At 70.2% G+C, this 18,250-nt stretch carries 16 protein-coding genes and 1 pseudogene; 6 read left to right on the plus strand and 11 right to left on the minus strand.

What is annotated here, in order from left to right:
* Nucleotides 1–158: 158 nt before the first annotated feature.
* From CG723_RS49290 to CG723_RS23205, 6 genes and pseudogenes are all read left to right on the plus strand, one after another.
* Nucleotides 159–413: pseudogene (locus CG723_RS49290) on the plus strand (transposase); the annotation flags it as partial.
* Nucleotides 414–663: 250 nt separating this feature from the next.
* Complete coding sequence (locus CG723_RS23185) at nt 664–1,074, plus strand: hypothetical protein (protein WP_234374465.1); 411 nt, start codon at nt 664–666, stop codon at nt 1,072–1,074.
* A 117-nt stretch (nt 1,075–1,191) separates the two neighbouring features.
* A complete protein-coding gene (locus CG723_RS23190; protein ID WP_100595397.1) occupies nt 1,192–1,911 on the plus strand; it encodes a GntR family transcriptional regulator in 720 nt (239 codons plus the stop codon).
* A complete protein-coding gene (locus CG723_RS23195) occupies nt 1,908–2,912 on the plus strand; it encodes an ADP-ribosylglycohydrolase family protein (protein ID WP_100595398.1) in 1,005 nt (334 codons plus the stop codon). The genes CG723_RS23190 and CG723_RS23195 overlap by 4 nt, the downstream gene beginning before the upstream one ends.
* Nucleotides 2,913–2,965: 53 nt before the next feature.
* On the plus strand, nt 2,966–4,441 hold the full coding sequence (locus CG723_RS23200; RefSeq protein ID WP_100595399.1) for a purine-cytosine permease family protein: 1,476 nt from the start codon (nt 2,966–2,968) through the stop codon (nt 4,439–4,441).
* Entirely contained in the window at nt 4,438–5,397 is a 960-nt protein-coding gene (locus tag CG723_RS23205; RefSeq protein WP_100595400.1) for a PfkB family carbohydrate kinase, read from the plus strand. Before CG723_RS23200 ends, CG723_RS23205 begins: the two co-directional genes overlap by 4 nt.
* A gap of 724 nt (nt 5,398–6,121) precedes the next feature.
* On the opposite strand, the gene CG723_RS23210 is transcribed toward CG723_RS23205, so the two are convergent.
* The 11 genes from CG723_RS23210 to CG723_RS23260 form a co-directional block, all read right to left on the minus strand.
* A complete protein-coding gene (locus CG723_RS23210) occupies nt 6,122–6,892 on the minus strand; it encodes a maleate cis-trans isomerase family protein (protein WP_100595401.1) in 771 nt (256 codons plus the stop codon).
* A gap of 62 nt (nt 6,893–6,954) precedes the next feature.
* Nucleotides 6,955–7,452 carry a MarR family winged helix-turn-helix transcriptional regulator gene (locus CG723_RS23215; RefSeq protein ID WP_100595402.1) on the minus strand — a complete coding sequence of 166 codons (498 nt, stop codon included), beginning with the start codon at nt 7,450–7,452 and terminating at the stop codon, nt 6,955–6,957.
* A complete protein-coding gene (locus tag CG723_RS23220) occupies nt 7,445–8,332 on the minus strand; it encodes an alpha/beta fold hydrolase (RefSeq protein ID WP_100595403.1) in 888 nt (295 codons plus the stop codon). The genes CG723_RS23215 and CG723_RS23220 overlap by 8 nt, the downstream gene beginning before the upstream one ends.
* Before the next feature lie 49 nt (nt 8,333–8,381).
* A complete protein-coding gene (locus CG723_RS23225) occupies nt 8,382–9,056 on the minus strand; it encodes an isochorismatase family protein (protein WP_100595404.1) in 675 nt (224 codons plus the stop codon).
* Nucleotides 9,053–9,727 carry an SRPBCC family protein gene (locus tag CG723_RS23230; protein WP_100595405.1) on the minus strand — a complete coding sequence of 225 codons (675 nt, stop codon included), beginning with the start codon at nt 9,725–9,727 and terminating at the stop codon, nt 9,053–9,055. The genes CG723_RS23225 and CG723_RS23230 overlap by 4 nt, the downstream gene beginning before the upstream one ends.
* Nucleotides 9,718–10,269 carry a (2Fe-2S)-binding protein gene (locus tag CG723_RS23235; protein ID WP_100595406.1) on the minus strand — a complete coding sequence of 184 codons (552 nt, stop codon included), beginning with the start codon at nt 10,267–10,269 and terminating at the stop codon, nt 9,718–9,720. The genes CG723_RS23230 and CG723_RS23235 overlap by 10 nt, the downstream gene beginning before the upstream one ends.
* Nucleotides 10,266–12,635 carry a xanthine dehydrogenase family protein molybdopterin-binding subunit gene (locus CG723_RS23240; RefSeq protein WP_100595407.1) on the minus strand — a complete coding sequence of 790 codons (2,370 nt, stop codon included), beginning with the start codon at nt 12,633–12,635 and terminating at the stop codon, nt 10,266–10,268. The genes CG723_RS23235 and CG723_RS23240 overlap by 4 nt, the downstream gene beginning before the upstream one ends.
* A complete protein-coding gene (locus CG723_RS23245) occupies nt 12,632–13,474 on the minus strand; it encodes an FAD binding domain-containing protein (RefSeq protein WP_100595408.1) in 843 nt (280 codons plus the stop codon). Before CG723_RS23245 ends, CG723_RS23240 begins: the two co-directional genes overlap by 4 nt.
* 44 nt (nt 13,475–13,518) lie before the next feature.
* On the minus strand, nt 13,519–14,910 hold the full coding sequence (locus CG723_RS23250; protein WP_100595409.1) for an MFS transporter: 1,392 nt from the start codon (nt 14,908–14,910) through the stop codon (nt 13,519–13,521).
* Between the two features lie 93 nt (nt 14,911–15,003).
* Nucleotides 15,004–16,275: an FAD-dependent monooxygenase gene (locus CG723_RS23255; RefSeq protein ID WP_100595410.1), complete on the minus strand. Its 1,272-nt coding sequence runs from the start codon at nt 16,273–16,275 to the stop codon at nt 15,004–15,006.
* Nucleotides 16,276–16,331: 56 nt separating this feature from the next.
* Nucleotides 16,332–17,363 carry a hypothetical protein gene (locus tag CG723_RS23260; protein ID WP_100595411.1) on the minus strand — a complete coding sequence of 344 codons (1,032 nt, stop codon included), beginning with the start codon at nt 17,361–17,363 and terminating at the stop codon, nt 16,332–16,334.
* Nucleotides 17,364–18,250: the final 887 nt, after the last annotated feature.

Below are 18,250 nucleotides of genomic sequence, written 5' to 3' on the forward strand. Positions count from 1 at the left end.
CGACCCCCCTCCGCGTTACCCAGGTCACGCGTTCAGCCCGACTCGGAGACCAGGACGATGCCCTCGGAGGGTGACTCCCCTAGAGGGCAACTGATCTGTTTTGCAGGTGACTGGGGTGTTGGAAGTGACTGCGGCGATGGTTGGTCGTTGCACGTCTCGTGAGACCGCAGCGCCCTTATCGCAGTGACGTCTCTGATGCCCGTTGGGCGTTGATCAAGCCAGTGTTCGGAGCATGGCGGGCCGCCCGGACCGGCCCGGGAACCGCGGCACAGGTGCATGATCTACGGGACATCGTGAACGCCATCCGCTACGTCAACCGCTCGGGCATCCCGCGGGGGTACCTGCCTCACGACTTCCCTCCGTACAAGACCGCGTACGACTACTACGCGAAGCGGGAAGTGGATGGCACCGCTCAAAGAGTCCACGATCTGCTGCGTGACAAAGCCCGCCGCGCACAGGGCCGGCCTGCGACTCACTCCGCAGCCGTGATCGATGCGCAGAGCGTGAAGACCTCCGCAAACGTCTCCGAGGCGAGCCAGGGCATCGACGCGGGCAAGAAGATCAAAGGGCGCAAGCGCTACGTGGCCACGGACACTGCGCCTGCCGAGAATGCCGTCCATGCAGCTCAGGGGACTGTACGGTGCCGCGGCAGGATGAGCACTTGTGTTGCTTCGTCTCGCCCACCTGACCGTCACCAACGCGTTCGCCAAGCTGCGACTGCTGCCGATGGACGACCGCGACAAGGACGCGGAGACCCTTGCCCTGCGCCACCAGATCACGATCCTCGAACGGCAACTCGGCGCGTACCGCGTGAAGTTCACTTCGGGAGACCGAGCCTTCCTCGCCGCCCTGCTGATGCCACTCCCGCGCCAGGCTCTGCTCCGGCTCCGGCTACTGGTCCAACCCGACCCCGTGCCGCGCCGGCACCGCAACCTGATCAAGCAGCACCACGCCCACACCTGCCGGCCGAAGAGACCAGGCCGCCCACCCACCGTTCGCTCGATCCGCACGCTGATCCTGCGCCTGCAGTGGGGGCCGATTGCCACCACGTCCAGCGCCGCAAGAGAGCGATGAGTGCGGCTGCTCGGCCCCTCTGGAGGGGGAGGGCCCCCTGAGGCGCCCGGAGCGGCCGATCGAATCCACACCGGGCAGGTCTAGACAGGTCGGCTTCTTCATGTCTACCTTCTAGACATGCCTGGACAGGTTTATAAGCATCATCGCGTCGCCCTGGCCCTCGCCGACGAGATTCGTGCGGGTGTGCATGCGGACGGCGCCAAGCTGCCCGGCGAGCACGCCCTGCGGGAGCGATTCGGGGTCAGCCGGACGACCGTGCGGCAGGCCCTCGGGGTCCTGGGCGAGCAAGGGCTCATCGAGACGCACGCCGGAATCGGTTCGATCGTCACCTTCGACGGCGCCCCGCTCGACCAGCGGCTCGGCTGGACCCGGGCCCTCGCCGATCAAGGCACCGAACTCAGCACCCACGTCCTGCGGTTCGAGCGGATCAAGGACGCAGCCCTGGCCGCCGAACTCGGCCTGGAAAGCGATGAGTTCACTGCTCTTGACCGGGTGCGGCGACTGCCCGACGGACACGGTGTCTCCCTGGAGTTCAGCCGGGTGCCCGCCGTGGGCGCGCTGGCCGGTCTGGCCGACCGCGGCCTGGACGGGGACTCGCTGAGCCGCACGCTCACCGCGGCGGGCCGGATCCCGGACTCCGCCGAGGCACAAATAGGCGTTGCGGGACTGGCGGACGCCGACGCCTCGGCCCTGCACCGCTCCCCCGGCGAGTCCTTCCTCCGCGTCGCCCAGGTGTTCCGCGACGCGGACGGGGGCGTGGTCGAGCAGGTGACGAGCCTGCTGGATCCCGCCCGGTTCCAACTGCACGTACATACCGGCCGAGGAGGCCACCTGTGACCGACACCTCCCAGTTCGACCGCGCCCTCGGGGCCTTCTACGGCCTCGCGCTCGGCGACGCCCTGGGCATGCCGACGCAGGTCATGTCGCGCGCCGACGTCGTCCGCGTCTACGGCACACTGCGCGGCTTCGAATCCGCGCAGCCCGACAACCCTGTCAGCGCAGGGATGCCCGCCGGGTCCGTCACCGACGACACGGACCAGGCGGTCATCGTGGCGCGGCTGCTCGTCGAGGGCGGCGGGCACGTCGACCCGCTGCGGTTCGCCGAGGAACTCCTCGCCTGGGAGAAGGAGATGAAGGCCAAGGGGTCGTTCGACCTGCTCGGCCCGTCGACAAAGGCGGCGCTCGACTCCGTGGCCCGCGGCACCGACCCCAAGGAGGCCGGGAGGTACGGCACCACGAACGGTGCCGCGATGCGGGTCACCCCGGTCGGCATCGCCTTCGCCTGCGCTCCCGACACCGAGCGGTTCCTCGACCGGGTCGTCGAGTCCTGCCAGGTCACGCACGACACCACCGTCGGCATCGCGGGCGCGGCGGCGGTCGCGGCCGCGGTCTCCACCGGCGTCGCGGGTGGCAGCCTCGACGACGCCTTCGACGCCGCGATCAGCCTGTCTGCGGCCGGTGCCCGGCGCGGGCACTGGATCGCGGGCGCCAGCATCTCGGCGCGGATCGGCTGGGCGCGCGACCTGGTCGTCGGCCTCGACGAGGACGCGGCGCTCGACCGGATCGACGCGCTCATCGGCACCAGCGTCGCCAGCCAGGAGTCGGTGCCCGCCGCCTTCGCGGTACTCGCGCTGGCCGACGGCGACCCGTGGCGCTCCGCGCTCCTCGCGGCGAATCTCGGCGGCGACAGCGACACGATCGGCGCGATCGCGGGCGCGATCGCCGGCTCCGTGCACGGCTTCGCCGCCCTGCCCGCCACCGAGGTACGCACCCTGCACGAGGTCAACGACCTCGAACTGGAGCCTCTGACACATCAGTTGCTCACCCACCGCCCCTGACACCCAGCGCTCCACACACCCACCCCACCGACAGCCCAGCAAGGAGTTCCGCGATGGCCGCTTCAACGAAGAACGACCGCGTCGGCACCGTGGAGACCCGAGGGATCGAGCCGGTCCCCGACACCGAGCGGCACGGCCACGCAAGCCAGATGTTCTGGACGTGGTTCGCCGCGAACATATCGATCCTCGGGCTGCCGCTCGGCGCGACGCTCGTCGCCTTCCGCGGCCTGAACATCTGGCAGGCCGCGCTCGTCGCGGTCGTCGGCTCGGTCGGATCGTTCGCCCTGGTGGGCGCGCTCAGCCTGGCCGGCAAGAAGGGCGGGGCCCCGGCCCTGACGCTGTCGCGCGCGGTGTTCGGGCAGCGCGGCAACCACGGCCCCACGCTGATGACGTGGCTGAGCCGGGTCGGCTGGGAGACGATCACGACGACCACAGCGGCGTACGCCCTCCTCGCTCTCCTCAACACCCTGTTCGGGGTGGGCAAGGGCACCGTCCTCACCCTGGTCTGTCTGCTGGTCTTCATCCTCTGCACCCTGCTGATCAGCGGGCTCGGGCATGCCACGATCATGTGGATCAACAAGTGGGCGACGGTGGCCTTCGGGGTCCTGAACCTCGTCGTCATGGGCTTCCTCGTCGCCACCGTCGACTGGCAGAAGGTGCTCGACGCACCGGCGGGCCGTGCCAGCGCGGTCGTCGCGGGTATCGGGTTCATCGCCTCGGGCACCGGCATCGGCTGGGCCAACGCGGGGGCGGACTACGCCCGTTACCTGCCGCGGTCGATCCCCGGCGGGCGCCTCGTGCGCGCCTCGGCCTTCGGCGCCGGCATCCCGCTCGTGCTGCTGATCTCGCTGGGCTCGCTGCTCACGGCCGGCGACCCGTCCCTCGCCACCTCCGCCGATCCGGTCGCCGCGATCAACGCGATGCTGCCGTCGTGGATGGCGGTGCCGTATCTGATCGCGGCGTTCGGCGGGCTGCTGATGTCCAATCACCTGTCCACGTACTCGGCCGGCCTGACGATGATCACGCTCGGTCTGCGGGTGCCGCGCGCCTGGGCGGTCTGCATCGACATCGTGCTGATGTTCCTCGGCGGCATCTACTTCATGCTGATCGCCGATGACTTCTACGGTCCGTTCAGTACGTTCCTCACGCTGCTCGCCGTGCCGATCTCGGCGTGGATCGGGGTGATCGCCGTCGACATGCTGCGCGGACGGGAGTACGACCCGTCGGCGCTGATGAACACGGGTCGGGGCAGCCGGTACTGGTACCGCGGCGGCTTCCATCTGCCCGCCGTCACCGCCTGGCTGGCGGCGATCGTGGCCGGGCTGCTGTTCACGACGGCCGCGACGAGCGCGGACGACGTGTGGTTCAAGGGGCCGCTCGCCGACTCCTGGCTCGGGGTGAACGGGCTCGGCTGGCTCATCGCCATCGTCGTGGGCGGCGCGCTGTACGCGCTGCTCGGGCGCCGCTCGCAGGTGACCCTCACCACCCCTGCCGCTGACTCCACCACCCTTGAGGAGGCCGCCCGATGACCGCCCGCTCCCGTGTCGTGCTCGCCGGAAACGTCATCGCCGATCTGGTCATCGAGGTGCCCGCCCTGCCGGAGCGCGGTGGCGACGTCATCGGTACGCGTACGGAGTTGTACGCGGGCGGCGGCTTCAACACGCTGACCGCCGCGCGCCGGCTCGGCGCCGAGGCCGTGTACGCGGGGCTGCACGGCAGCGGCCCGTACGGCGACCTCGTACGCTCCTCGCTCGCGGCCGAGGACATCGGCACGGTGCTCAGGGCGCGCACGGACGGCGACACCGGATTCTGCGTGGCGCTGGTCGACGGCGGCGGCGAGCGTACGTTCGTGACGAGTTTCGGGGTCGACGCACGGATGACCCCCGAGGAGGCGCGGACGATCGCCGGGTCCGTGCGCGGCGGCGACCTCCTGCAGGTCTCTGGGTACGGCCTGGTGATGGAGGTCAACGGGCCGCTCCTGGCCGAGGTGGTGACGGACCTCGCGGAGGACGTACGGGTCTGCTTCGACCCGGCGCCGCTGGTGGCGGACATCCCGGCCGCGGTGCTCGACCCGGTGCTCGCCCGCACCGACTGGCTGAGCTGCAATGCGCGGGAGGCCGAGCTGATGACCTCGCAGGCCGATCCGCGCGCGGCGGCCGAGGTGCTGCGCGGGCGGCTGCGGGCCGGGGCCGGTGTGCTGGTGCGGGCCGACAAGGACGGCTGCTGGCTGGCCGCGCCGGACGGCGGTGATGCGGTGCACGTGCCCGGGTTCCCGGTGGACGCCGTGGACAGCAACGGGGCCGGGGACGCGCACGTCGGCGCGTTCCTGGCACTCCTTGGCCGCGGAGTTCCCGCTGCCGAGGCGGCCCGGGGCGCGAACGCGGCGGCCGCTCTCGCGGTCACCCGGCGCGGGCCGGCGACCGGCCCGACGGCGACCGAACTCGCGGCGTTCCTCGACGCACGCGGCGTGCGGCTCGGCGGGTGACCACGGGGATTTGACCGCACGGCTGTGGCCCCGGACGAGGTCCGGGGCCACAGCCGTGCGATCGACTCCACGTCGAGAGAGAGGTCGGCGGGCCGCGAGGCGGCACGGATGGCCTCGGCCTGCACATCGGGAATCGTGTCCGGGTCTCCGACGACCTCCATCGCGATCGTATCGCCCTGCCCCATCTCGGAAAGGACGTGCAGCAGGTCCGGGGTGAGCAGCGGGTCGAGTCCTTCAAGCATGGTGGCTGCCTGCGTCGCCCATCGGCACGGCGGTTTCCGTATCGCCCGCACCGACAGATCCCACACCGACAGCTCCTGTGCCGGTGCCGGGAAGAGGCCGGGCAGCTCGGCGGCAGCGGGGACGGTGCGAGGCTCGTGACCGATACACCGAGGCGCTCCCAGTCCGCGCTCGCTGTCTGTGGCCCGTGTTCGTAGACCTCCGGCTTCGGCCCGCTCGCCAGTACCGGTACACCCGCGGTGAGCAGGTCGCGGAGCGTGTCCATCGTCTCGCTCGACCGCAGCGTGGTCGTCGCGGGCAGGACGAGGGCGCGGAGACTCCGGTCGCCGATGCGCAGGCCGCCGTCCTTCGCTTCCGCGGCGGCGAGGTCACGCTCGTCGATGAGCAGGGGGCGCCGATCTCGGCGGCGGTGGGGATCGACGCGGCCGCGCCGGCCCGGGACACCGCCGCCGAGCCTGGACGTGTCCCCCGCTCGGTTCCGGGTTCAGTGGGCGGCGAGTTCGGCGGAGCGTCCGCCGAGGAGACTTCCGGCTCCCGGCACGACCGGAGGCAGACCGAGTTCCTGCAGGATGCGGTACGCCGTCGCCGTCGCGGCGGACAGCACCGGCAGCCCCGTCTCGTCCTCGACCGTCTGGATGGAGGCGAGGGACGGCATCTGCACGCAGGCCGAGAGCACCAGCGCGTCGGCCCGGCTCAGGTCGAGCCGGCGGTGGTGCTCGCGCAGATCCGCTGGGTTCAGACGGGCGACGGCCAGGTTGTCGGGGACTTCGAGGCTCAGGGCATCCACCACCTCGATCCCCGCGTCCTCGATGTAGGCGACGACCTTGGCGGTGAGCGGCTTCATGTACGGCGTGATGATCGCGACCCGCTGGGCGCCGAGCGCCTCGATGCCGCTGAGCAGTGCGCCCGCGCTGGAGACGACGGGGGCTTCGGCGCTCTCGGCCTGCAGGGCTGCGGTGATCTCGGCTTCGGCGGTGCAGTGGTAGCCCGGTCCCTGGGCCATGATGGCGACCAGGCAGGCGGTGGCGACGACGTCGGGCCTGGCGTCGGCGAGCTCACTCGCGGCCCGCTCGGTCTGCGCGTTCATCCCCCGCAGTTCCTCGGGGGTGACGTGCTTCATCCGCATCCTGCTGCTGTGGAACACGAAGCGGTCGCCGGGCTCGACCGTCTCCCGGGCGTGGAGCATCCGGGGCAGTTCGGTCTCCATCGTCAGGTTGGAACTGGGCACGATGAGACCGATGTGATGGTCCGTCATGGGTTGTCGTCCTCCGGTTGTGGCGGGGCGTTCACTTCCCCGCCCGGAGCACGGCGGACCGGCTATCGGGAGGGAGTCGGGGTCGGCCCCCCGGCCAGTCCCACCCAGTGATCGGCGAGGGACGTGAGCATGTGCAGATAGGTGGTGCGCTCGGTCTCGCTGAACGGCTCGAGGAGGAGCTTGTCCAGGGCCCGGGCGCGGTGTTCGGCCTCGCGGAGAACGTGTCTGCCGTCCTCGGTGAGGTAGAGCAGCTTGCGTCGCCCGTCGTCAGCTGCGGTCTGACGCATGATCAGCCCACGGTTGTCGAGGCGCTTGGCGACGTCGGCCATCGTCGAGGTGTCAAGGGCTACCGCCGAGGCGAGGGAGCGCTGATCACGCCCGGGGTGTGCCTGGATCGTCTGGAGCACCGCGAACTGTGGTCCTGTGAGCACCGGGTCCACCTCCCTCAACCACACGGCGAGGTAGGCCTGGTAGAGGCGGCGAACCTGGTAGCCGGGGGCGGCGGTCAGCTCGGCGGGGGGCCTGGGGGTGGTCTCGGCAGCTGTGGTCTCATCAGGCATGTCCACACTTAACCACGGCGTCGGAGCCGGGTTCGCGGCCGGTGAGCATCCCGCGAAGGGCCGTGCGCAGTGCGGCAACTGCAGTCGTCGGCGCGTCCCAGAAGATCATGTGCCCAGCGTCGGGAATCCGGTGTACAGAGGCGGCGGGGTTGGCCTCTGCGGCTTCAGCTGCGCCGGCGGACGTCACGACCGGGCTGTCCGCGCCGTGCAGCAGGGCGAGGGGGGCGGGCACCTGCGGCCACCAGGTGAAGAAGTCCTCGTTCTCGAAGCCGTGGTGAGTGCCCGTGACCGCTTCCCGTGTGCAGCTGGACAGCCAGCGCGCCCGCAGTTCCTGTTCGTGACGGGGCCAGGTGGGCCAGTGGCCCGCGACCTCGTCGGCGTCGGTGCCGCGGTGGGCCTCGGCGAGCTGTCGGAGGAACGTGCAGAGGCTCGTCGGGTAGGCGTCTCGGCCGGGGCCGCTCATCGGCGGGTCGGCGAGGACGGCACCGCCCAGGGGAACCTTGGCCCGCACGGCGGTGACGGCCGCGATGCGGGCGCCCATGGAGTGGCCGAACAGCAGCGGGTGTTCGAGACCGAGTCCGGTGATCAGGGCTTCGACGTCCTCGGCGTACGCCTCCAGGGTGTGTCCGGGGGCGTCGTCGGACAGACCGCGACCGCGCACGTCGAGGACCACCGGCCGGACCAGGTCGGTCAGTTCACGGGCGATGAAGTCCATGGTGATCGCGGGGCTGGTGATGCCGGGGAGGACGACAAGCGGGGGCAGGTCTCCCCCGTAGTCCAGCGCGTGCAGGCGTACGGAGCCGGACCAGATCCAGCGGCTGGTGGCGGGCACGTCGGCGAGGTCGGCGAGCGCGGATTGCAGGAGCGAGCGCTGTGTCATGGGGTTCGTCCTCAAGAGCTCAGGGGTGGTCGCGCCGGAGAGCAGACAGTCAGGGCGCAGGCAATCGGGATGTAGGCAGGGCGGCGAGGTAGCCGACTGCATCGTCGAGGCCGATGACGTCTCCGTACTTCGCCTGGATGTCGAAGAGCGCCGCCTGCGCGGGGCCGTCGGCCCGGTCGCCGACGCAGTCGCGCGGCACCAGGACCGGGAAGCCGGACTGGACCGCGTCCACCGCAGTGGCCCGAACACAGCCGCTCGTCGTCGCGCCGCACACGAGGACGGTGTCGCAGCCGAGGCCGGTCAAGGTGGCGGCGAGGCCGGTACCGAAGAAGGCGGAGGCGCCCTTCTTGACGACGAGGTGGTCCTGTCCGGGCTGCCAGGGCAATCGCGGGTCAAGGGCGACGGCATCGCTGCCGTCCACCAGGGAGCGCATCCCCGGTGCCTTGCGCAGCCACGTCACCGAGTCGCCGGCTGCTTCTGCCCGGGTGTAGGAGATGGCGGTGAAGACGACCGGGACGTCGGCGGGGCGGCCGGCCTCGATGAGTCGCGTGGTCGACTTGACCACGTCGGTGAGGTCGCTGCCCGTGGCGTAACCGTCCTCGGTGAAGCCGCGGGTGAGGTCGACGACCAGAATCACGGGGCGATTGCCGCGTTGGACCGGTGCCCCGAACCCGGCCTGCTCGTAGGTGTCGTCGGTCGTACGGCCGTAGAGCCCGCTGCTCATGCGGGCCTCCGGAGGTCGCGCAGCTGAGCGGACTGGGCCTTCAGCTTGCCGAGGAGCCAACCCTGGACGAGGCCGGCCGCGAAGGCGGCGGCGACCGGTCCGTACTTGTTCAGCAGCGGTCCGGCGACCAGGGACAGGCCGTCGAGTTCCGCGGGGGCGGGCGCAGAAACCGACGGAGTGACAGCAGGCTGCGCGGCGCTGGACGATGCTGCCTCGGTTGCGGCCACGGGGGCGACCAGCAGGTTTCCCAGGTTCAGCGCGAACTGCTCCAGGATGCGCCCGGACACGGCGGCGATGGCGCCCTTGCCGAACTGGGCGATCTTCCCGCGGATGACCAGGTCGGTGTCGAGGTTGAGCTGTGCGCCACCGGGTGCTGCTATCACCTCCAGGACGACCTCGGCCTCGGCGTCGCCGCTGCCGTGGGTGTCGGCGCCAGTGGCGTGGACCCGCAGCCGTCGCCTGTCGCTGTCGACCTCCAGGAAGCGGACGGTGCCGGCGTAGGCGGCGGTGATCGGTCCCACCTTCACCTTGACCGCGCCACGCCACGCGTCGCCGTCCTGGCCTTCCAGGGCGGCACCCGGCATGCACGAGGCGACCCGCTGAACGTCGCTGACGAGGGCGAACACCTCGTCGGGCGCGGCCTTCACCGCAACGGTGTTGGTCAGTTGCATCCTGTCGTCTCCTTGCGGCTCGTCCCCTTGCGGCCCTGTGCGCACGCGGTGCGGCGGGCGGTCGCGCAGGCGTCGATGGCCTCGACAATGGTCTGGTAGCCGGTGCACCGGCAGAGGTTGGCTGCGACCACGTCTCTGATCTCTTCCTTGGTCGCCTCGGGGCGTTCGGTGAGGAACCCTTCGGCGAGCATCAGGAAGCCGGGGGTGCAGAACCCGCACTGCAGTGCATGGTGGTCCCGGAACGCCTCTTGCAGGTCCGCGAGTTCGCCGCCACTGCCTCCCAGCGACTCCACGGTCCGGATCTCGGCACCTTCCGCCTGGGCCGCGAACATCAGGCAGGCGCGGGCGGGTCGGCCGTCGACCAGGACGGTGCAGGCCCCGCAGATGCCGTGCTCGCAGCCCACGTGTGTGCCGGTGAGGTGCAGGTCGTGGCGGAGTACGTCGACGAGGGTGCGTCGGGACTCGGTGATCACCTCGTGGCGTTCGCCGTTGATGTCGAGGGTGAGCAGTTGCAGGTCCTGCGTGCTGCTGGGGTTGGTCATGCGGGGAGCTCCTGGTGGTTCAGGGCGTGGTGGACGGTCCGGGGTGTGATGGGGGTGTTGTCGAGCTCCACGCCGGTGGGACGCAGGGCGTCGTTGACCGCGTTGAGTACGGCGGCAGGGGCGCCGATGGTGCCGCCTTCGCCTGCCCCCTTGGCCCCGGTCTCGGTGAAGGCGCAGGGCGTTTCGAGGTGGCGGATCAGGACGTCGGGGATCTCGTGGGCGGTGGGCACCTTGTAGTCCATGAACCCGGTGGCCGACGGTTCGCCCTGGGCGTCGTACGTGATCTGTTCGAAGAGGGCGCCGGCGATGCCCTGGGCGATGCCGCCGCGGCACTGTCCCTCGACGACTTGGGGGTTGATGGCGACGCCGCAGTCCTCGACACACACGTAGCGCAGGATCTCCACCCGCCCGGTGCCCTGGTGGAGTTCGACGACGACGCCGTGGGTGGCGTTGGAGAAGGTTCCGTCGTTGAGGACGTCAAAGGTGGCGGTCGCGCTCAGGCCTGGTTCGATGTCCTTGGGCAGCAGGTGTGCCTTCAGGTAGGCGATGTCGGCGAGTTCCTCGTAGGACAGGAAGTCCCCCGCCGGGCCGCGGCGCCTGGCTCCCCCGCCGGTCAGCTCGACATCGTCGGGATCGGTGTCCCAGCGGGCGGCCGCGATGTGGCGCAGTTTGTCGCCGAGGCGCCCGGCGGCGATCCGCACCGCGCTGCCGCCGATGGCGATGGAGCGGCTGGCGAAGGTGCCCCAGCCGTAGGTGATGCGGTCGGTGTCGCCCTGGTGGAGTTTGACCTTGGCGAGGTCGAGGCCGAGTTCGTCGGCGACGATCTGAGCCATGGTCGTCTCGTGGCTCTGTCCGTGGCTGAGGGTGCCGGTGGTCACGGTGACGGCTCCGGTGGTGTCCATGCGGACCTCGGAGATGTCGAAGCCGGGCACGATCTGCATCTTTCGCTGGGCGAAGGCGGCGGATCCGTAGCCGGTACGTTCGCTGAAACAGGAGTAGCCGATGCCGATGTGACGGCCGTGCTGTGCCGCCTCGGCCTGCTTCTCGTACCAGCCTTCGTCCCTGAGCTGTTGCTCGCACAGGTTGAGGGATTCCAGGTAGCTGCCCGGGTCGTAGGTGATGTTGTTGACGCCGGTGTACGGGAATTCGGTGATCACGTTGCGGCGCCTCACCTCGACCGGGTCCAGGCCGAGTTCGCGGGCGGCGCGCTCGAAGAGACGCTCGACGACCATGACGTACTGCGGGCGGCTCACTCCGCGGTACGGGCCGGTGGGCGCCTTGTTCGTGGTGATCGCGCGGCCGCGTACCCGGTAGGCGGGGACCCGGTAGACGCCGGGCATCTCGGCGGAGGCCATGAGCGGCTCGATGCCGGCGGTGAACGGGTAGCAGGAGTAGGCGCCCATGTCGCACACCACGTCGGCGTCGAGGGCCAGGATGTGGCCTTCGGCATCGAAGGCCGCGCGCGCCCTGTAGTGCTGTTCTCGGGCGAGGAAGGAGGCGGTCAGCGCGTCCTTGCGGTCCTCGATCCACTTCACGGGACGGCGCAGGCGCAGTGCGGCAGCCGCCGCCGCGATCTCTTCGCGGCCCACCGCGCACTTCTGCCCGAAGCCGCCGCCCATGTCGGGGACGATGACCCGCACCGCCCGCTCGTCCAGGCGCAGACTGCGTGCGGCCACCGTCCTTACCTGGTGCGGTACTTGGGTGCAGGTGTGGACGACGAGCTGTTCCTCGCGCTCGTCCCAGTGCGCGACGGCGCCGCGGGTCTCCAGGGGGAGGGCGTTCTGCCGGCCGGTGCAGGTCTCGACATCCACGACGCGGTATGCGCCGGCGAAGATGTCGTCGATGCCCTCCGTGGCGAAGAGCGAGACATCGACGAGGGTGTTGTGCGCCGCCTCCTCGTGCAGGCGGGGCGCGTCCGGAGCCAGCGCGTCCTCCTCGCAGGTGACGGGCGCGAGCGTGGAGTAGCTGACCTTGGCGGCCTCCAGGCCGTCCTCGGCCGCGTAGGGGTCGCGCGCCACGACCACGGCGACGGGTTCGCCGACGTAACGGACACGGTCGCGGGCGAGGATCGGCATCGCGGTCGGCACGTACTCGCTCAGCGGGCGCGCCAACTCGGCAACAATGTCGCCCAGCTGCAGGTCCTCGGCGGTGAAGGCGGCCACCACGCCGGGAACTTGTCGTACGGCGGACAGATCCACGGACACGATCTCGCCGTGGGCGACGGTGCTGCGCACGAACTGGGCGTGGAGCATCCCGGGCAGTGCGATGTCGTCCACGAAGCGTCCGCGCCCGGTCAGCAGCCGGGGGTCTTCGCGCCGCGGGACTGAACGCCCCACCAGCTGACGGGAGTTCGGTGTCGAGCTCATGCGGTAATGGCCTCCTCGCAGGCGCGCTGTACAAGGGTGCGGACAAGGCTCTTGCGGTAGGCGGTGTCTTCGGGCGGGTCGACGGCTGCGGCCGCTGTCGCGGCACAGTCGGCGAACGAGCCGCCCGCAGCCAGGACTTCCTCGGCCTCCGGTACGCGGACGACGGCGGCTGCGACACCGCCGAGCCCGACCCGGCCCCCGCGCACCGTCCCGTCGACCACGTCCAGGTCCAGGTCCACGGCAGCGGCGACCAGGGCGAAGTCTCCTCGTCGTTCGGCGAATTCGGTGAGCGCCGCGTGGGGTGCGGGGCGCGGGAAGACGACTTCGACGAGGAGTTCGTCCGGTGCCAGATCGCTGGTGTAGTAGCCGTGGAAGAAGTCCGAGGCGGGGATGGTGCGCTCGCCACGAGGACCTCGGACCACGAACCGGGCGCGCAGCACCACCGCGAGCAGGCACCACTCGGCGGTGGCGTCGGCGTGCGCGAGGCTTCCGCCGACCGTGCCGCGGGTCCTGATGGGCAGGTGCCCCACCCACTCCATGGCCCGGCTCAGCACGGCGAAGTCCCGCCCGAGCACTCCCTGCGGATCACGTTCCACGGTGTGGTGCGTGGTGAGCGCCCCGATACGCAAGGCGCCGGTGGAATCACGCTCCATCCGGTCAAGTTCCCGCAGGCGCGCGATGTCGACCAGATGGCGCGGGCGCGCCAGTCGGTAGTTCATCATCGCGACGAGACTCTGTCCGCCGGCGACCACCTTGGCGTCGTCACCGAGGTCGGCGAGCAGACGGAGTGCGCCGTCGACATCTCGCGCCCGGTGGTAGGCGAACGGGGCGGGCTTCATCGGATTCCTCCGGTCTGGGTACGTATCGGGGGCCCTGGGGCAGGTCAGGTTGCGGCAGCTTCCGGCACGGCACGGGTCTCCGGCGCCGGTTCGTCGGAGGCGTCCAGGACCGCTCCCTTGGTCTCGGGTGCGGCGATCGCCATCCAGACCACGGCGGCCAGCACCGCCGCCCCGAGCACCGCGAAGGTGACGGGCAGCCCCAGCAGTGGCCACATGACCGAGCCGAAGAGCAGCGGGGCGAATCCGGTCAGCGTGCGGCTGACCGATGAGGCCCAGCCGAAGCCGCTGGCCCGCAGATGGGTGGGGTAGAGCTCGGCGGCGTAGGCGTACAGGGCGGGGATGGCCAGTTGGGCGAGCAGGCCGAAAACGGCGATGGCGACAACGGACGGCGTCGCCATGTGCCGCACCACCGCGAAGGCGACCAGGGCTGCGGCGGCGAGCGGCGCCGAGACACCGATCAGCCACTTGCGGCCGACGATGTCGACGAGGGCGGTGGAGAGCAGGACACCGGCGATACCTACGGCGCTCATGATCGTGGTGCTCATGAAGGCGGCGGTGTCGCCCTGACCTTCCTCCTTGAGGATGGACGGCATCCAGCTGAGGGCCGCGTAGTACACCAGCATGATCGTCGCGAAGAGCAGCCAGGCCACCGACGTGATGCGCGGATCGAACCGCCAGATACCGACGAGCTGTTGCACTGCGGCGGCGACGCCGCGCGGGCCGGTCTCTTGCTGCGGTGCGGGGATGCTGTAGGGCTCGACTGGTGCTCCCGTGCGGGCCACCAGGTCGTCGATGACCTCTCTGGCCTCCGCCTCGCGGCCCTTCTTGGTGAGGTAGACGGGCGACTCCGGGATGCCGCGACGCACCCAGAACAGCAGGAGTGCCGGCAACACCATCGTGGCGAGCATCCACCGCCAGTCCCCCGCCACCCCGACGAAGCTGGTGGCCAGCAGACCGCACAGGGTGACGCCGATCGGCCACCACAGGTCGAGCGCGGTGAGGACCCGGCCCCGGTACTTGCGTGGCGAGAACTCGCCCACCAGCGCGTAGTCGACGGGAATGCAGCCGCCGAGGCCGACGCCCGCGAGGAAGCGCAGGAGCAGGAAGACGGAGTAGATCGGAGCGAGGGCGCCGAGGGCCGAGAACAAGGCGAAGATCAGCAGAGTGACGCTGAATGCCTGCTTGCGTCCGATCCGGTCGGCGACTGCTCCCCAGACGACGGCGCCGACGGCCATGCCGACCAGGTTCGCGGTCGCGACCAGACCGCGCTCGGCGAGGGTGAGATCGAAGTGGTCGCCGAGCAGCGGCATGAGGAAGCCGTTGAGGGCGATGTCGTAGGCATCGAAGAGGTAGCCGAGGCCGCCGATGATGAAGATTCTTCCCTGGACCGACCATCTCCAGGGCAGGTCCTGCACGATCTGATCGCCTGTTTTCACGTTCGCTCCATAGGGGGCGTCGGGGACGGTGAGTGGGCGGTGCGGGTGCGGCTCGGCGGTTGTGGTGGGACGGATTCGGCTGGCCGCCGGCGGTCAGCGCGCGAACGGGTAGGTGATCGCCTCCAGGTCAGGGTCGTTGAGGGGTGTCCCGCCCCAGAGCCACTGGTAGGAGACGTCCGACTCACCGTCGAAGGAGCGCCCCAACTCGGCGTCCCTGGACTGCTGCAGAGGGCCGTCGGGGAAGTGATAGAAGGTCTTGTTCTGCAGCGACGCGTCCTGGACCATCCCGGCGTGCTTGGCGCGGCGGTCGGTGTAGCGGTGCAGGGCTCCCGCAATGTCGTCGGCGTTGACCCGGCCCAGCTCCTCGGCGAGGACGGCGGCGTCCTCCATCGCCTGCGAGGCACCCTGCGCCTGGTAGGGCAGCATGGCGTGGCAGGCGTCGCCGAGCAGCGACAGGTGACCATCGGTCCAGACCGGGTCGCGACGCCTCCGGTAGAGGGCGAAGCAGGAGACGTCCTCCTTCGCCTTGGACAGCATCGCGGCGACGCGGTCGTCCCAGCCGGGGAAGGCGTCCACGAGCGCGTCGGCGTCGGAGGAGACGGTCCACTTCTCGGCGACCTCGTCGGTGCACGGGACGCAGGCCACGATGTTCAGGTACTCGCCGCCACGGATCATGTAGTGGACGAGGTGGCGGTCGGGGCCGTACCAGATGGTGCTCTGGAAGCGGTCGACGAGGAAGCGGGTGGCCGGGTCTGCGGCGATGAGGTCGCCGGGGATCAACGCCCGGAAGGCCATCTCGCCTGAGAACTCTAGGGTGTCGGGCAGCCCCATGAGGTCACGGACCCGTGAACGTATGCCATCGGCGCCGATCACGACGTCACCCTCGAAGCGCCGGTCGTCTTCGGTGATGGCCGCCGGACGGCGCGGGTTGCTCCGGTCCAGGCCGTCCACGCGGCTGTCGGTGTGCAGTTCGACGACGGGTCCGGGGCCGTTCGGGTCCACGCAGGCGTCCAGGATGACGCGGTGCAGATCGGCACGGTGGTAGTGCCAGTACGGGGCGTTGAATTCCCGCTTGCAGCGCTCGCCGAGCTGGGTGAGCCCGACGACGCTGCCGTCCTTCCACCTGCGCCGCACCTGATCCTGAGGCTCGGTGTGGATGGCTTCGAGCTGCTTGCGCAGGCCGAGGCCGAGCAGGACGCGACTGGCGTTGGGGGCCGTCTGGATGCCCGCCCCGATCTCGCCGAACTGTGCCGCCTGTTCCAGCACGGTGACCCTGATGCCTCGGTGCCGCAAGGCCAGTGCTGCGGTGACCCCGCCGAGTCCGCCACCGGCGATGACGACTTCGAACGATTGGGAAGGTGCCATGAATTCTCCAGACGAGGGATGCGGCGCGTGGTGGCCGGGCGGAGCTGGGCGGGGTGTCAGGCCTCGACGAGCCGTCCGGCGGTGACGACGTCCGTGCTGTCGACGGAGACGGTGCAGCCCCGCATGGCGACGTCGATGTGGGCGTACGACTCACGGCCGAGTACCGGGTGAGGGCCGGTGGACCACAGGAAGTTGCCGGCGAAGGCCCGGGCGTCCATGCCCATCAGCTCTTCCTTGCCGTACAGAGCTGTGGCGAACCAGTCGGCGGTCTTCATGAGGCCCCAGCCCATGTGGGAAAGGCTGCGAGCCCACTGGTCGTCGGCGTCCTCGAAGTAGGTGTTGAGCAGCTGTGCCTCGGCACCGCCGGAAACCTTCTCGATGTTGCCACCGGCGATCTCCAGAGTGACCGGCCGGCGCACGTACTCCTTGAACGGCAGGAGGATGTCGCCCTCCGTCAGCACGATCCGGCCGTCGGAAAGCTGCGGCCAGCACAGCACCATGGTGCTCGGCCAGTGGTCCCAGCGGCCCGGGTCGTCGGCGAAGCCCACCTGGAACTCCGGCTTGGATCCCGGCAGTTCGACGGTGAGTTCGGTGCCTGCCTCGGACGTCACCCGCATCACCGAGGCGGACTTGAGCAGCTCGACGCCCTTGAGGACGCGGACCTTGTCGTCCTCCTTCGGCAGGTTGCGAATGAGGACGTCCGGGGCGTCACAGACGAAGATGATGCGCGTGCCGGCGCGCAGGATCTCCTGCTGGAGGGGCGCGTGGATGAAGCCCTCACGGGTCAGGTCGACCACCAGGTCGGCAGCCTTGAGCATCTCCTGGGCGGTGGTGTCGTTCAGCACCGAGGTCAGCCCCGGACCCGCGCCGGTGCGAGTGCTGTCGGCGGGAGCCGGATTGCCGCCGGGCACGGTGGCGGAGATGACATGGGCGTCGCAGGCCTTCGCCGCTCCGAAGGCCGCCGCGATGTAGTCGCCGCGACTCGTCGGCTCGGACAGGACGACCACATGCTCGCCCGGCTGGAGCTTGCACAGCCTGAGTTCACGGGTGAACGCGTCGAGCAGGTCTACGGAGGCGAGATCGTGCATGTCTCTGCTCCAAAGAAAGAGGGTGGTGGGAGACGTCCACCGCCTGGAACGGCGATGAAAGAGGGCGCGCATCGGACCACGGCACGAGGCCGGCATCAGAACCGATGACGCGGAGCCCGGCCGACGGAATTAATCCGAACACGTACTATCTCTGCCTGGCAAGAGGCCGTCATGAAATTATGAGAGGTTTACTTCAAGGAACCACGGTCGAAATCCACACGACTCCGCACCCGACGGAAGCGCGAGCCTGGCGTCGATCAGAGTCTGACCAACTGCGCCAGCCGACCCAGGGGTTGCAACCACTGCATGCAGCGACCGTCGGCTGGACGTCTCGGCGAGCGCGATCGAGACCCGTGCGGATGGCAGTGTCGGCATCGAGGACATCGTGCTGACGCTGCGCCATGTGACACACTCGCGCCGCCGCGCCGACCGAGCACGGCCTCACCCGCTACGTCGAAGCCATCTGCGCCATGCAGGCCTCCGACCGCGGCTTCGCCGACTGCCCATCCCGCGTGCGTCCGGCCGCTGGGTCGCGCGGGACGACATCATCCGGTACCTGGAGAAGTACGCCGACGTCCACGGCATCGAGGTCACCCGCGTCGAGCGGTGCCCTACCGAGGGCGGCGGCTGGCTGCTGCGGACCGCGGACGGTCGCGAGCCGGCCCGCGCGCGCGGTCGTCGCGAACACCGGTCGCAACCCCACCGCCCGCCTGCCCGGCCGGCCCGGCCGGGAGTGCTTCCCCGGTGAGCTGCTGCACGCCTGCGACTGCCGCAACTCCCGCCCGTACCAAGGTAAGGACGTGCTGGTGGTCGGCGTCGGGAACCGAAGCGCTGGATGTGGCGGCTGCGGTGGCCGTGGCGCCGACGGCGCACAGCGCGACCGGGGC

The sequence above is a fragment of the Streptomyces sp. CB01635 genome (assembly GCF_002803065.1).
Taxonomy (GTDB): domain Bacteria; phylum Actinomycetota; class Actinomycetes; order Streptomycetales; family Streptomycetaceae; genus Streptomyces.

Coding starts and splice junctions, on each gene's coding strand:
- CG723_RS23235 (WP_100595406.1), bottom strand. CDS start 10,269: ATGACCAACCCCAGCAGCACGCAGGACCTGCAACTGCTCACCCTCGAC.
- CG723_RS23190 (WP_100595397.1), top strand. CDS start 1,192: ATGCCTGGACAGGTTTATAAGCATCATCGCGTCGCCCTGGCCCTCGCC.
- CG723_RS23205 (WP_100595400.1), top strand. CDS start 4,438: ATGACCGCCCGCTCCCGTGTCGTGCTCGCCGGAAACGTCATCGCCGAT.
- CG723_RS23210 (WP_100595401.1), bottom strand. CDS start 6,892: ATGACGGACCATCACATCGGTCTCATCGTGCCCAGTTCCAACCTGACG.
- CG723_RS23215 (WP_100595402.1), bottom strand. CDS start 7,452: ATGCCTGATGAGACCACAGCTGCCGAGACCACCCCCAGGCCCCCCGCC.
- CG723_RS23240 (WP_100595407.1), bottom strand. CDS start 12,635: ATGAGCTCGACACCGAACTCCCGTCAGCTGGTGGGGCGTTCAGTCCCG.
- CG723_RS23245 (WP_100595408.1), bottom strand. CDS start 13,474: ATGAAGCCCGCCCCGTTCGCCTACCACCGGGCGCGAGATGTCGACGGC.
- CG723_RS23225 (WP_100595404.1), bottom strand. CDS start 9,056: ATGAGCAGCGGGCTCTACGGCCGTACGACCGACGACACCTACGAGCAG.
- CG723_RS23200 (WP_100595399.1), top strand. CDS start 2,966: ATGGCCGCTTCAACGAAGAACGACCGCGTCGGCACCGTGGAGACCCGA.
- CG723_RS23255 (WP_100595410.1), bottom strand. CDS start 16,275: ATGGCACCTTCCCAATCGTTCGAAGTCGTCATCGCCGGTGGCGGACTC.
- CG723_RS23220 (WP_100595403.1), bottom strand. CDS start 8,332: ATGACACAGCGCTCGCTCCTGCAATCCGCGCTCGCCGACCTCGCCGAC.
- CG723_RS23230 (WP_100595405.1), bottom strand. CDS start 9,727: ATGCAACTGACCAACACCGTTGCGGTGAAGGCCGCGCCCGACGAGGTG.
- CG723_RS23260 (WP_100595411.1), bottom strand. CDS start 17,363: ATGCACGATCTCGCCTCCGTAGACCTGCTCGACGCGTTCACCCGTGAA.